Raw genomic sequence first — 15302 nt, forward strand, 5'->3', positions numbered from 1 at the left:
GTGTATTCATTTGGACGGATCGCTCATTTTCTATTTTCTATCCGATATTTTAATGGAGACGCTCCATAAATCTTGCTGAATGCTCTGGAGAAGTAAGCGGGGTCGCTAAATCCGCAATCGAAGGCGATGCTAGTCACAGAATCCTCAGTTTGGAGTAAGCGTAACAGTGCTTTATGCAAACGGAAATGCAAGAGGTAGTCTTGTGGAGGCATGCCTGTAAGTGCCTTTAATTTGCGTCGCAAGTGGGGCTCACTCAAATACATTGCCGCAGCAATTTCAGGTATCGTGAGGGTTTCTTTTTGGTAATTTTGTTCAATAAACGCTTGGAGTGACCTGACAAAAACATCCTCTTTGGCAAAAGGAGAAATGGTCGATTCTGAAACAAGTATCATTTTACGCCCATAGTATTCACGAAGTCGTTTGCGTAAATCGAGCGCCTTGCGCAAGCTGACTTCCAGTTCTTGTTCGTGGAATGGCTTGGTCAGATAAGCATCAGCACCACCCTCCAAACCCTCGATCCGTGAATTCATATCCGCTCGGGCGGTCAACAGGATAATGGGAATATGGCTGGTACGCCTATCCGATTTAAGGGTTTTGCAGAGGTCGAAACCATCCCGTTCGGGCATCATGATATCACTAATGATGAGGTCGGGTATGCGCTCTAATGCGGTATCAATTCCATCTTGACCATTTCGGGCAATCAATAGGCGGTATTGTTGCTCCAGGCAAATCGTCAGGTATTGCACTACGTCTTCATTATCCTCTACGATCAACAATAAGGGCAACTCCGGATCTTCAACTCGGTTGGCTTCTAATTCTCTTGTTTTTGGTGTTGTGTTGCTGGGAACTATTTCCGCTTGGTGTTCCATTAAAGGAGCCGAAGCATCTACTGGAAGCACTACTGTGAAGATTGACCCTTTGCCAAACTGGCTTTTCACCTGAATGGTTCCACCCATCAACCTCACCAATTCATGGGTAAGCGCCAGCCCAATGCCCGTACCCTCCGCCCGACGGGTTACAGAATCATCACCCTGATAAAACCGGTCAAATATATACGGCAATTTTTCATCCGCAATGCCATAACCATTGTCTTCAACCATGATCATGATTTGCTGGTTTGGTGCTTCAACCAATCGCAGACAAATGATGCCTCCTGCCGGAGTAAATTTGATGGCGTTGGAGAGTAGATTTGAAACGACATCCTTAAGCTTTTGCTCGTCGAAATCAATCATCAATTGTTCCAAAGCTGGCTCAAAGCGCAGGGTTTTGCCTTCTGCCTCAACATAAGATGCAAATGTTCCAGTCAATAGCCGTAGATAGGCCACCACATCGCCCTGAACCAGGTGAAGGGGCATAATACCCGCGTCAAGTTTTGACAAATCGAGAATTTGGTTGATCAATTGGAGCAGTTGGGTACCGTTTCGCCGGATCATGGCCAGCCCCTCCCGAAACCATCGGTCTGGAGCTTGTTCAATTTTGCCCACCATCCCCAAGATGACGGTCAATGGGGTACGAAATTCATGGGTGATATTGGTGAAAAAACGGGTTTTGAACGCATCTAACTCTTGCAGACGTTGTACATCGGCTCGGATTTTTCTCCTCCGCTGGTCATAGTTATACAAAAAAGTCAAAACACTTAGGGCACCAATCAGATACAATATTTTGGCTAGATTGGTCCACCACCAAGGTGGTTTGATATTGATCTGCAAACTTACCCCCTTTTCATTCCAAACCTGGTCTCCGTTGGAGCCTTTTACCCGCAAGGTGTACCGTCCTGCTGGTAATTGGGCAAAGGACACTTCCCGATTGGTACCCAGTGCGATCCATTGCTTTTGCAAACCTTCCAGTTTATAGGCGTATTGGTTTTTGTTGGGTTTGCTAAAACTCAACGCGGCAAACTCAACCTGCACGAAAGTCTTTTGTTGATGATCGAGGATAATGGATTTTTTTTCACCAATCCCTTTTGCTTCTATTAATTGGGAAGAGTTTTTCCCCTCTGCATAATATTGCAAACGGCTAATGATGATATTGGGACGTATTGGATTGTCGCGAATGCTGTCTGGGTGAAAAACGGTAAGCCCGTTGATACCTCCAAAAAATAATTCACCAGTACGGAGGCTATGGTAGTAAGAGCCGTCGTTGAACTCATTGCTTTGCAATCCATCGGATACATCATAAAGTCGAAAACTACCATCGGCATTCATACGTACGATTCCCTTATTGGTACTCATCCATAAATTCCCGTATGAATCTTCTAAAATTCCATAAACATAATTATTTGGCAGGCCGTCTTTTGTGCTGAATCGGGTAAACGTACCGTCTTTATTGCGTCGATTAATGCCCACTGGTGTACTTATCCATAACTGGCCTCTATGGTCTTTCATTAGGCCGTGCACTACATTGTCACTTAAAGACTTTGGATCATTAGGATCATGCTGAAAATGTACAAAAGTCTTTTGTTTTCGATCGAATCGCACTAGGCCACCGCCTCGTGTTCCCAACCACATAGAACCTTTACCGTCGTCGAGAAAATGGTTCACTCTATTTGGTCCTAGCCCATAACGATTCTTCGAATCATGAAAGTAATTTTCAAATTTTTTTTCTGCGGGATAAAAAATGCTAATTCCCCTGGCCGTTTTCAACCAAATCGTCTCATCTTTAGCAAGATAAACATTCCAGATTGTGTCGCTTCCAATTGAATTATTATCGTTAGGCCTGTGCCGATAACGTTGAGTTAAATTATTTTTCCAGTTCCAGCCAATCAGTCCCTCGTTTCCACCGATCCAGATGTCTCCTTGTTTACTTATAGCAAATCTTCCTTTTTTAAGTAATGATTTCCCTAGAGTAGGGGTGATTTCTGAGTCCAAAATCAATCCTTTCTTAAGATCAAGAGGAACTCTGCCTTGATTTGTAGTTATCCAAAATACGCCATTATTGTCCTCGTTTATTGTTCTTATAATTTTGCCTGGTAAACCGTGCGAATTACCTGGCTCTTCTGTATAATGACGAAATTGATGTATTTTTGGGTCGTATCGATTGACTCCATCGCTGCTTCCAAACCAAATTCCATCTTCTTTATCGGCATAAATACAATAAATACCACAGGAACTCAAACTGCTGGGATCAGCAGCATTGTAAGTAAATTGACGAAGTTGTTTTCGTTTGAAATCAAAAAACAAAACGCAGCGATTGGAAGTTCCTAGCCAGAGTCCGCTAGAGGGGTCTTCCTGGATAGCAACAACACCATAATCTTTTCCCAGAGACATAGTGACTTCACTCCCCATCGGAAGTACATGATCAAAGCTGCCTTTTTTTGGGTTATAACGGTCCAGCCCACGAGAGGTGCCCACCCAAATGTTTCCTGCCCGATCCTGGTAAAGTGCATTAATAGTATTCGAACTAAGACTTTGGGGATCTCCCGGAACCTGGAAGTATCGTTTAAATTTTTTGGTTTTGGTATTGAAAAGATTTAACCCGTTGGGAGTACCCACCCAAAGAGTATCTTTTCCAATGGGCAATAGTGCGGTAATTCGATTGTCACTCAAACTATTTGCATCCTTTGGGGCGTTTTGGTAGCGTAAAAACTTTCTTTTTTTTAGATCAAAATGGTTCAAGCCCCCTCTGAATGTTCCAACCCAAAGCCCATTTTTGGCATCCTCAGCCAATGCCCAGATATTGTCATTCGTGAGATCGTTGGGATTGCTAGTTGGCATTTGAAAACGCTGAAAAGTCTCCGTCTTTCGATCAAAGCGATGCAGAACCCCATAAAAGCTACCCGCCCAGAGGTTTTTATTCCGATCTTCCAAAATTGCTCTAATGTTATTGTAACTCAAGCTCGTGGTATCTGCTGGTACATTACGGTATGCTGTAAAGCGGTAACCATCAAACTTGTTCAACCCATCTTCAGTACCAAACCACATCTGCCCTCTGCTGTCCTGCAACATGCAGAATACATAACTTTGTGACAAACCCTCTTCTAAGCTATATCGCTTGAACTTGACTTTAGGCTGGGCGAAGCAGAAATGAGTGCACAATAAGCATGAAAAAAATCCAATAGTCCAGATAAAATAAAGCAGTTTGCCTTGCTGAAGGCTAAAAAGGTAGATATCACAGGAAAATTTTAGCATACGGGCTGACATTTTTACCCCTAAATTAATCAAAACATCCAAATGTAATCATACTGCCAATTGGAAATGGGTGATTATATCTATCTAAACTAACTCCGCTTCTTTTTTTTCTCGTTCCAAAGAAAACAAAGCATTTTTTAGCACAAAGGAAAAAAGAGATCACAAAGCGAAGCTTCGTCAACGTCTAACTTTGTGTCCTTTGTGCTGCCTTGAGGTTTTCTTTGTGATAAAAAAATGTCGCTTTGGTCACATTAATACAACAGTGTCCTTAGGGTGAAACCTTCCCATTTACCCAACCCTCATAAATCGCTCGTTGCAATTTCCCTGGGTTAGCCAGTGGACTCATCTTGAAAGAGCGCTCCATTTTTTTACCCATCACAAAGCGCAGATAACGCTTTTCCTGCCCTTGCAATACCATCAACTCGATCTCATCCCCAGGAAACTGATCCGGGATCATGTTGGCAAAAGAGAAAGACTTGGCAGGTTCATTATACACTTCCAGGATGAAATTCCGGCGGCGCAGACCGGCTTTCCAGGCTGGGGAATCGTATTCCACGGCAGTAACCACGGTGCTATCTTTGGCCACCCGGGTAGTCAACCCCAACCAGGCACCCGGCACTGCTTTTGGTTCAAGATCGATACTATTACAGCAGTAAAGCAGCAGAAAATAAAAACTGCAAATAGTAGATTTCATTGGTATAAATTGTTGTGTTTGCAGGTATTAAAAAATGCTAATGTGCTTATTAAAAAACGAGTCCAAGCTCCCAACCTGAAAGCTACCGCAATTCCTACGACCAAATTTAACATTCCTGAACTTCAGTTCACCCATTTCCCAATTATTCTACTATCTTAAATGCTTGTTTGAACAAGTTCTAAAAATGGTCAATATGTGTACCCCTAATTAACTGTTTAAAGACCGATTGTGCATTTATTTTACATCCATGCCCAACAGCCTATGAGACTACTTTTCCTTGCCCTTGGTTTGACCCTTTTGACAATTGGGTCTTTGTCGGCACAAAATGCCCGGACTGAAATTTGTGACAATGCTATTGACGATGATGGTGATGGATTCATCGATCTCAATGACACCACTGATTGTAAATGTAAGGTGATCGAACCCGTCTCGCTCATCCCCAATCCTTCTTTTGAAGAATACGATTGTTGCCCAACGGATCGTTCCCAGCTCAATTGTGCAGTAACCTGGATTCAGGCTTCTGATGCAACTACCGACTATATCAATAACTGTGGTTGGATTGGTCGGCCCAATCTGCCAGCACCCCTTCCTTTTCCCGACGGAGAGGCGATTGTTGGCTTTCGCAATGGTACCTTTGGACTACAGAATTCAAATCCACAATGGAAAGAATATACTGGAGCTTGTCTACTCGGACCACTTAAAGCCAATACGGCCTACCGCTTCAAATTCTGGATTGGTTTTACCCATGCCGTCAACTCTCCACCTATGGACGTAGTGTTTTATGGAACGCCTGATTGTAAATACCTTCCCTTCGGCAAAGGTAACGAACGTTATGGCTGCCCAATGAATGGACCGGGGTGGGTAGAGCTCGGGCGGGTATCCGTGAATGGCATCAATCAGTGGAAGCAATACGAAATCAATGTTACCCCTCAGGAAGACATTCAGGCCATTGCCATTGGCCCCGATTGTTCGGAAATCAGTTGGATGACGGATACTTATTACTTCTTTGACAATCTGGTGCTCGACGAAGGCATCAATTTTGAATACGTCATTTCACCTAAAAACCACCCTTGCAATGACAAACACATCCTCAGTGTACCCACCATCAATGGATATACTTATCAGTGGTACAAAGAGGGGATTGCATTGGTTGGGGAAACCGAACCAGAGTTGCTGGTGACCACAGGAGAAGGGGCTTATCAGGTGCGGATTGAATCCTCCAACGATTGCCGCATTACCTCGGTGTACCACCATGAAATCCCGGTTGACGAAACGGCGGTTACCCATAAAATTTGCCCAGGAACCTCATTCCGATTCAAAAACAGCAACATCAACAGGCAGGGCGTTTACGTGGAAACCTTTAAATCCATCTACAATTGCGATAGTATTGTTACTCTGAGCCTCAATCTCGAAGACGATTTGATCGATTCGGTGCAAACCCGCATTCTCGAAGGTGATTTTGTGGCTATAGGTGGCATCCATCAAATTCGTACGCCAGGGCGTTATGCCCTCAATGTCAAATCAACCCTGGGCTGTGATAGCACCGTTTATCTCGATTTGGATTACCTTAAAGTATACATGCCTACCGCTTTCTCACCCAACGACGATGGGGTGAATGATACTTTTGGACTTTTTGCCAACTCCTCTGAACTGACCATTGTTTCACTAAGGGTATTTGACCGTTGGGGCGAACAAGTATTCAGTGCAAAGGATTTGTCTTCCGAAGAATCCACTACCCGTTGGGATGGCACCTCGCGTGGCAAACTAGCTCCCGAAGGCTTGTATGTCTATGTGGTCAATGTCGTGTTGAAAAACGGACGTGAACAAACCCGTTATGGGGAAGTACAATTGGTGCGATAAAAAAATAAGTTTAAAATGGTTTTTTAAATTAAAAAAATGTTTATTTTTGTATTGAAAAATACGAAGCACACTTCTATTGTACACCTTATGAGGCAAAATGAATTTAAAATGCATTTTTGCTCCCACTTTCTCCCACAGCAATAAACTCCATTTTGCCTAGGTTTGTCACCAAAAAAATGTATTTATATAATTATAGTAGTGATATTGTAAAATTTACAGCAGGCAAGTGGGAAAAAAGTTGGAAAATTTGGATAAAAAAGTGGGTAAAAGTGGAAATTTGTGGAAAATGTCCTTAGTTTTGGACACACAAACCTTCTAAAGGTGTATCCATGCGTAAACTATTGGGCGAATTCGAATGCAAGATCGACGAAAAAGGTCGAATGCGTTTGCCCAGCGGGTTGATCAGTCAACTCGGTGAGCGCGAAGCCTACACCTTTGTGATGAACCGGGGCTTTGAGAAATGTCTCATGTTGTATCCCCGGGAAGTATGGGACAAAATCACCGAAGAAATTGACCAACTGAATTATTACGATCAGGAAAGTCGAGCCTTCCAACGCTATTTCTACCGGGGTGCTCAAGAATTGACTATGGATGACAACTTACGTATCCTACTCAACAAGCGCCTCTTGGAATACGCGGGTATCGAAAAGGAAGTCATCTTGATGGCTTACAACGATAGGGTAGAGGTGTGGTCAAAAGATCGTTACGATGAGATGCTGGATGAAGAACCAGCAGATTTCTCTGACCTGGCCCAACGCGTAATGAGCCCGAAATAGGGTGTGAGAGTGTGAACGTGTGGGTGTGTTGGAGCCCTGATTTGAAAATTTGAAAATTTACGCACCCCACGGATTTATCCGTGGGAGCGCATATACAACCACAGCCCACGAATTTATTCGTGGGAGACAAAGAGCATGGAATATCACAATCCAGTCCTAGCAACCGAAGCCATCGAGGCCCTAAATCTCCAAACATCCGGCACCTACGTCGATGCAACTTTTGGAGGAGGCGGGCACGCTCGCCTGATTCTGCAAGCACTCGGGGAACAAGGCCGCTTGATTGGATTTGACCAGGATGAAGACGCACAACGCAATACTTTGGACGACCCAAGATTTACGTTTGTGCCCCACAACTTCCGCTTCTTGCGCCGTTTTTTGCGCTTACATGAAGCAGACCAAGTGGATGGAATCCTGGCCGATTTGGGGGTATCCTCGCATCAACTGAACGAAGCCGAACGAGGCTTTTCTTTTCGTTTTGACACCCAACTGGACATGCGCATGAACCAACAAGGGGAGCGCAGCGCCGCCGATGTGTTGGCCACTTATACCGAAGCCGAACTGCAAAACATGTTTGGCACTTTGGGTGAAGTGCGCAACGCCCGCACCCTTGCGCAAGCCATTGTACGCGAACGCCAGGTACGCCCAATGCGCAGCATTGGTGACTTGTTGGCACTGCTTGATCCTTTGGTGCGCGGACAACGCAATCGTTACCTCGCACAAGTGTTTCAAGCACTGCGCATGGAAGTAAACGATGAAGTTGGGGCCTTGCGCGATTTTTTAGAACAATCACTGCAAGTGCTAAAACCCGGTGGTCGTTTGGTGGTAATCGCGTACCATTCCATTGAAGACCGGATGGTGAAAAATTGCATTAAAACGGGCAATGTGGATGGAAAAATGGAACAAGACTTTTATGGCAATATTGCCCGCCCTTTCGAGGTGTTGAGCAAAAAAGCCATCCTGCCTTCCGAGGCAGAAATAAAAGAAAACCCGCGCTCTCGTAGCGCAAAAATGCGGGTAGCCGCGAAATCGTAAGGGCAACCCTACGTGGTTGCCCCTGCAAGGGCGACCACGTAGGGTCGCCCCAACAAAAACGTAAAAAATGGCAAAAAAATCAGGCATCGGACAATACTTTGAGCTTGGCTTCCTCACCTCGGAACTCATCCTCAAAAACCTGTCCTTTATCCTGTTTATGGGTTTTTTGGCAGTCATTTACATCGCCAATTCCCGTTTTGCTGAAAAAAACGTACGCCACATCCAACAGTTGCAACGCGATTTGCGCGAACTGCGCTGGCAATACATGACTCTGGAATCAGAAAACATGTACAACAGCCGCCAGTCCGAGTTAGCAGAGCAGCTCAAGGATGAAAACTTTGAAGCGTTTGGGACGCAGCCAAAACGCATAGTAGTGCAAGACAAAAACGATTATTAATCTTTGATTGTTGGGCGTCGCTTCCCACAATTGACAAAACAAAATGATGGAAATCAAGAACGAAATTCTTTATCGGATTTACTTCTTGTTGTTCGGTATCTTCATACCGGCCGCCGTCATTATGGTATACCGCACCATCGTCATCAGCGCGGTACAAGGGGAAGAGTGGCGCCAAAAAGGTAAGGACAATTATGTACGTTTTAAAGCCATCGAAGCCGATCGGGGAAATATCCTGGCTTTGGATGGCAGTGTGTTGTCTACCTCTATCCCTTATTTCGATTTGTATTTCGACCCGGTAGCTCCACAGATCAAAGACTTTAATGAAAACATTGATTCTTTGTCTTATTGCCTGGCCAGCTACGTGGATGATACTTATACCCCCGGAGGTTTGCGCGACTACCTCATCCGGGTGCGTGCCGATTCCAGCAACCGCCATATCCTAATCAAAAAAGGAGCCACTTTTATTGAAAAAGCCAAAATTGAACAGTATCCATTGTTCAACAAAGGCCGCTTTCGGGGTGGTTTAATCGTTGAGCAACGCAATGAGCGCCGCCGTCCATTTGGGCTGTTGGCTCAACGTACCATTGGTTACGTAAGGGAAAATGCCAAGCCAGTCGGGATTGAAGGTGCGATGGACTCCATCCTGCGCGGTCAGCCCGGCGGGCAAATGATGATTCGGGTCGATGCTAAAAAAGACCTCTGGTTGCCCCTCGAAGATCTCACTGGCATGGACCCCAAAAGTGGAGATGATGTCCTCACCACTATTGATGTCAATGTTCAAGACATCGTAGAAAATGCGTTGTTGCGCGGGCTGAATGCCCACGACGCAGAATGGGGAACTGCGGTAGTGATGGACGTAAAAACCGGTGCGATCCGCGCCATTGCCAATTTGGGGCGTGGCGAAACCGGTTGGTGGGAATCGTTCAACTACGCGATCGGCTCTTCAGTTGAACCGGGTTCTACCTTTAAAACTGCCACCATGTTGGCACTTTTGGAGGACAATGTGATCAAACTAAAAGACTCAATCAACATCAATCACGGTAAAGCGCAGTTTTTTGAACAATTGATGGTGGACGCTTCGACGGAAAGCATCGACTTAGACACCATATCGATCCAAAAAGCTTTTGAAATATCTTCGAATGTAGGGATTGCTGGACTGGCTCAGCGTTTTTATGGCTCCGGAAATGGGCCAGATCGGTTTATCCGCCGACTCAAACAATTCAATTTGCACTTGCCCTCAGGGGTAGAAGTGGAAGGAGAGGCCAATCCATATTTGAAAGAAGCATTTAGTGAAACCTGGAGCGGTATTTCTTTGCCCTGGATTTCCCATGGCTATGAACTGCGCATCACTCCGCTGCAATTGTTGAATTTTTACAACTCCATCGCCAATAATGGGACGATGATGAAACCTTATTTGGTGTCTGGAACCCAGCGGTATGGCGAAATTTTGGAAGAATTCCCGCCAACTGTAGTGAAAAGGCAGATTGCTTCAGCGAACTCGATTCAACTCATTCGCGAATTGCTGGAAGGGGTGGTCAATGATGGAACGGCCAAAAAGTTGAAAACAGACGCATACAATTTTGCAGGTAAAACGGGTACTGCGCAGATCAACTACAAACGTACCGGAAACAACATCCGTATTGGTGGTTACCGGGCTTCATTTGTAGGGTACTTCCCTGCTGAAAACCCAAGATATTCCTGTATTGTCGTCATCCATCGGCCGCGTAAAGCCGGATTTTATGGTTCAGATGTAGCTGGCCCCATTTTCCGGGAAGTGGCCGATAAAATTATGGCGACGGGCACCAATCACCAAACTCCAGTCAATTTGGCCGAGCGACCCGTGATGAAAAACGAAGCGCTCCCTGGACTGGACGCTGGCTCCTCCGGAGACTTGCGCACGGCCATGAAGTACCTGGATTTACCATTTTTTGGACGTCCTGGAACTGAAATGGCGGTAATTCGCACCCATTCCGACTCCATCCTTTTCCAGGATCGGGTATTGACGGAACGTGTTGTACCGAATGTATTGGGAATGACTTTGAGAGATGCACTATATGCCCTGGAAAATGCCGGGCTTAAGGTTCGACTCAATGGGGTAGGGAAGGTAATCAGTCAATCGATACCCCCCAATTCCAAAATACGTGGACAGACGATATCGATCACCTTGCGATGAAAGAAGACATGGAACAGCCTAGCAAAACCTTAAAATCATTGCTGCAAGGACTAAAAACTTTGCAGATTTTGGGTTCGACGGACATCGCGATTGAAGAAGTGATTTTTGATTCCCGCAAGGCGGGCCCAGGTAAATTGTTTGTAGCCGTAAAAGGAGTGCAGGTGGATGGTCACCAGTTTATTCCTCAGGTTTTACAAGCGAACACCAGCGCCCTGATTGTGGAAACGATACCGGAAAACGTTCCGGATCAAGTAACCATTGTTCAAGTTGCCAATTCGGCTCAAGCGTTAGGTTTTTTAGCCTCCGCTTTTTATGAGCACCCTTCACGCCAACTCGACTTGATAGGCGTCACCGGGACGAACGGCAAAACCACAACGGTTACTTTACTCTATGACCTATTTAGTGGTTTAGGTTTCAAATGTGGTTTGCTATCGACGGTAGAAAATCGCATTGCCGGCCAGGTGATCGCTTCCACCCACACAACGCCCGATGCCGTAGCCATCAACGCATTGTTGGCCCAGATGGTGGAAGCTGGTTGCGAATATGCCTTTATGGAAGTGAGTTCTCATGCGGTCGACCAAGGTCGCGTTGCTGGACTGGACTTTAAAGGAGGTATTTTCACGAACATCACCCATGATCACCTGGATTACCATAAAACGTTTGACAACTACATTCGCGCCAAAAAAGGCTTTTTTGACCAGCTGTCTAAAAAAGCTTTTGCCCTGGTCAATGTTGACGACAAACGTGGAATGGTGATGACCCAAAACACCGCAGCGACGGTTTACCGCTACAGCTTGCGGCAAATGGCCGAGTTTCGGGCCCGCATTATTGAGAACAGCCTAACGGGGCTGCATCTGGACATTGACAATCAGGAATTTTATGGCCGCCTAATCGGTGAGTTCAACGCCTACAACCTCCTGGCAGTATATGCCACAGCAATTTTGCTGGAACAGGACAAAGTAGACACCCTCACCCAACTGAGTCAGCTCAAAGCGGCGGAAGGCCGCTTCGATTATGTACTCGACGCCAAGCGCAAGGTCACCGCAATCGTTGACTACGCCCATACGCCGGATGCTTTGGAAAAAGTGCTGGAAACCATCCAGGCTCTGCGCAAAGCAGATTCCAAAGTGCTGACCGTGGTAGGTTGTGGTGGCGATCGGGATCGGACCAAACGGCCTACCATGGCCAAAGTGGCTTGCCAGTACAGCGATCAAGTGATCCTGACCAGCGACAATCCACGCTCGGAAGAACCCGAAGCCATTATCCGCGAGATGGAGGCTGGCGTTCCTGCCGAAGCACGTCGCCAGGTGCTGAGCATCACCGACCGCAAAGAAGCCATTCGTACGGCTTGCCGTTTGGCACAAAGTGGTGATGTTGTATTGGTTGCGGGCAAAGGCCATGAAAAATACCAGGAAATTAAGGGGGTGAAACATCCCTTTGACGATAAGGAAATTCTGAACGAAGAATTTTCGCTTTAGCTTATTTAAACAACAAGCTAAAATTGAGGCTTTGTGGATAACTCTTGCGCCACCAACAGTGGAAAGCAGGGGAGAATTGCTATTTTTGCGCCTTTAAAAGTAAATGGGGTGTTTGCCAGTTGATTCAAAACCAACTGGATCCTTACAATCATCAAGACTTATGCTGATTAACTTAGTCGATTGGCTTAAAGCCAATTTTGGACACTTTCTAGGCTCTGGTTTGTTTCAGTACATTACTTTCCGGGCCGGGGTAGCAATCATTCTTTCCCTGATCATTTCATTGGTGTTGGGCGGACGCATCATTAAGTATTTGCAAAAGCAACAAATTGGTGAAACGATCCGCGAACTGGGCCTAGAAGGGCAGACCTCCAAAAAAGGTACCCCAACCATGGGTGGGGTGATCATCATTTTGGCCATCCTGATCCCTTGTCTCCTGATGTCCAAACTTGACAACATCTACGTCCTCATCATGGTGGTCACAACCTCCTGGATGGCGATCATTGGTTTTGTCGACGACTACATCAAGGTCTTTATGAAAAATAAAGAAGGCTTAAGTGGGCGCTACAAAATCATCGGCCAGGTTGTACTGGGCATCATCATTGCTACGGCGATGATGTTCAACCCCGACATCAAGGTGCGGATGGAAACCAACGCAGCGCTAGAAGCAGGCTTAACGGAGTCGGATCGGGTGAGCAGTTTCATCTCTTCTGAAGAACCGGACGGGACAGCAGTGCAAAAAGCGGACTACAAAACCAACGTCACCAACGTGCCTTTTTTGAAAAACAACCACCTGGATTACGCCTGGCTCATGCCGGGTGATCAGGAGTCGGGCAAAAAATGGCTGTGGTTGTTATACATCCCTTTCATCATTATAGTGGTAACGGCCGTATCCAATGCTGCCAACCTAACTGATGGAATTGATGGCTTGGCGACGGGAGTTTCAGGGATCATTGGTGCGACGTTGGGCATTTTGGCCTATGTTTCTTCCAATGCGATTGCCGCCAACTACCTCAACATCTTGCATTTGCCAGGAACTGAGGAATTGGTGGTTTTTGCAGCTTGTTTGGTGGGGGCTTGTATCGGCTTTTTGTGGTACAATGCCTTTCCGGCGCAGGTATTCATGGGGGATACGGGCAGTTTGACCCTCGGTGGCATCATCGCTGCACTGGCCATTTTGCTCCGCAAAGAGTTGTTGATCCCTATGCTCTGCGGAATTTTTGTGGTAGAAAACTTGTCAGTTGTCCTGCAAGTCGCCTACTTCAAATACACCAAGCGGAAGTACGGCGAAGGCCGCAGGATTTTCCTGATGTCACCCTTGCACCACCACTATCAGAAGAAGGGGATGCACGAGGTGAAAATTGTGACCCGCTTTTGGATCGTGGGGATTTTATTGGCCGTGATGACCATCATTACCCTTAAAGTCCGCTAGAACCATGAGCCTCGATCAAAAATTGAACATCGCCATTCTGGGCGCAGGCGAAAGCGGCGTCGGAGCAGCAATACTGGCTTTACAAAAAGGCCATCGAGTATTTGTATCTGACAAAGGTCAGATCAAAGAACAGTACAAAACGGAGTTGAACCAGCAGGGCATCACTTTTGAAGAAAATAATCACGACCACGACCGCATTCTGGCCGCTGACCTGATCATCAAAAGCCCGGGTATCCCGGATAAGGCCCCCCTTTTACAGGAAATTTTCCAAAAAGGATTGCCAGTCATCTCCGAAATTGAATTTGCAGCGCGGTATACCCAACATTTTACCATCGGCATCACCGGAAGCAATGGTAAAACGACCACGACCAACCTGACCCACCACCTGCTCGCCAAAGCGGGCCTGGATGTGGCAATGGGAGGGAATGTAGGCAAAAGTTTCGCCCGAATTATGGCCGAACGTGATCATGCCTACTACGTGTTGGAACTGAGTAGCTTCCAATTGGAAGGCATTCAGGAATACCGCCCGGACATCTCGATGATTTTGAACATTACGCCCGACCATTTGGATCGTTACAACTACCAATTGGACAATTACGCGGCAGCAAAATTCAACATTGTACGAGCACAAGAAGCCGGGGATACTTTTTTGTACAATGCCGACGACCCCAATGTGGGCGGGCAGCTACAAAAGTACCCCACCCAGGCTAAACCGGTAGCCATTTCCTCCAGCATGACGGAGGGGACTCGCCTTAAAGTTGGCGGGCTTACATTTGAAATGAGTACAACTCCATTGATGGGGCAGCACAATTACATGAACGCACTGTTTGCAATCCAAACTGCGCTTCAACTGGGCATCGCGCCCGCTGTAATCCAGGAAGGTTTGAACACCTTCGTGAATGCGCCCCACCGACTCGAAAAAGTAGCTACTGTAAATGGTGTAGAATACATCAACGACAGCAAAGCGACCAACGTCGATTCGGTGTATTACGCCCTGCAGGCTATGACCAAACCTACCGTTTGGATCGTGGGTGGCCAGGACAAAGGCAATGACTACGGGCCTCTGCTCGATTTTGTCAAAGCCAAAGTCAAAGCCATTGTTTGTATGGGGCTGGACAACCGCAAAATTGTCCAAAGCTTCAGTGGAGTCATCCATACAATTGTGGAAACCGGATCGGCGGTGGAAGCGGTACAACAAGCAGCACAATTAGCAAGTGCTGGCGATACCGTTTTGCTTTCTCCCGCTTGCGCCAGTTTCGACTTATTCAAAAACTACGAAGACCGTGGCGAGCAATTTAAAGCCGCAGTTTTTGGAGTGATGAGTGATGAATGATAA

At 46.2% G+C, this 15302-nt stretch carries 10 protein-coding genes; 8 read left to right on the forward strand and 2 right to left on the reverse strand.

All coding sequences use genetic code 11. The features are described 5' to 3' along the window. Window positions 1–23: 23 nt before the first annotated feature. Together ACEW9O_RS09780 and ACEW9O_RS09785 are read right to left on the reverse strand one after the other, a co-directional pair. Entirely contained in the window at window positions 24–4127 is a 4104-nt protein-coding gene (locus tag ACEW9O_RS09780) for a two-component regulator propeller domain-containing protein (protein ID WP_373549973.1), read from the reverse strand. A 268-nt stretch (window positions 4128–4395) separates the two neighbouring features. Beyond that, window positions 4396–4821, reverse strand: a complete 426-nt coding sequence (locus ACEW9O_RS09785) for a hypothetical protein (RefSeq protein WP_373549974.1) — start codon at window positions 4819–4821, stop codon at window positions 4396–4398. Window positions 4822–5082: 261 nt separating this feature from the next. Between ACEW9O_RS09785 and ACEW9O_RS09790 the strand changes: the two genes are divergently transcribed. The 8 genes from ACEW9O_RS09790 to murD all read left to right on the forward strand — a co-directional run bounded on the left by ACEW9O_RS09790 (window position 5083) and on the right by murD (window position 15299). Next, window positions 5083–6681 (forward strand): gliding motility-associated C-terminal domain-containing protein, encoded by a 1599-nt coding sequence (locus ACEW9O_RS09790; RefSeq protein WP_373549975.1) that lies wholly within the window; start codon window positions 5083–5085, stop codon window positions 6679–6681. A 329-nt stretch (window positions 6682–7010) separates the two neighbouring features. Next, window positions 7011–7457: a division/cell wall cluster transcriptional repressor MraZ gene (gene mraZ, locus ACEW9O_RS09795; protein ID WP_373549976.1), complete on the forward strand. Its 447-nt coding sequence runs from the start codon at window positions 7011–7013 to the stop codon at window positions 7455–7457. A gap of 135 nt (window positions 7458–7592) precedes the next feature. Continuing rightward, window positions 7593–8489 (forward strand): 16S rRNA (cytosine(1402)-N(4))-methyltransferase RsmH, encoded by an 897-nt coding sequence (gene rsmH, locus ACEW9O_RS09800; RefSeq protein ID WP_373549977.1) that lies wholly within the window; start codon window positions 7593–7595, stop codon window positions 8487–8489. Between the two features lie 67 nt (window positions 8490–8556). After that, window positions 8557–8886, forward strand: a complete 330-nt coding sequence (locus ACEW9O_RS09805) for an FtsL-like putative cell division protein (protein ID WP_373549978.1) — start codon at window positions 8557–8559, stop codon at window positions 8884–8886. Window positions 8887–8929: 43 nt separating this feature from the next. Continuing rightward, entirely contained in the window at window positions 8930–11059 is a 2130-nt protein-coding gene (locus tag ACEW9O_RS09810; RefSeq protein WP_373549979.1) for a penicillin-binding protein, read from the forward strand. Then, window positions 11056–12537, forward strand: a complete 1482-nt coding sequence (locus ACEW9O_RS09815; protein ID WP_373549980.1) for a UDP-N-acetylmuramoyl-L-alanyl-D-glutamate--2,6-diaminopimelate ligase — start codon at window positions 11056–11058, stop codon at window positions 12535–12537. The genes ACEW9O_RS09810 and ACEW9O_RS09815 overlap by 4 nt, the downstream gene beginning before the upstream one ends. Before the next feature lie 160 nt (window positions 12538–12697). After that, on the forward strand, window positions 12698–13966 hold the full coding sequence (gene mraY, locus ACEW9O_RS09820; protein WP_373549981.1) for a phospho-N-acetylmuramoyl-pentapeptide-transferase: 1269 nt from the start codon (window positions 12698–12700) through the stop codon (window positions 13964–13966). A gap of 4 nt (window positions 13967–13970) precedes the next feature. Continuing rightward, window positions 13971–15299 (forward strand): UDP-N-acetylmuramoyl-L-alanine--D-glutamate ligase, encoded by a 1329-nt coding sequence (gene murD / locus ACEW9O_RS09825; protein ID WP_373549982.1) that lies wholly within the window; start codon window positions 13971–13973, stop codon window positions 15297–15299. Window positions 15300–15302: the final 3 nt, after the last annotated feature.

This window comes from Haliscomenobacter sp. (assembly GCF_041740695.1).
In the GTDB taxonomy this organism is placed as follows: Bacteria; Bacteroidota; Bacteroidia; order Chitinophagales; family Saprospiraceae; genus Haliscomenobacter.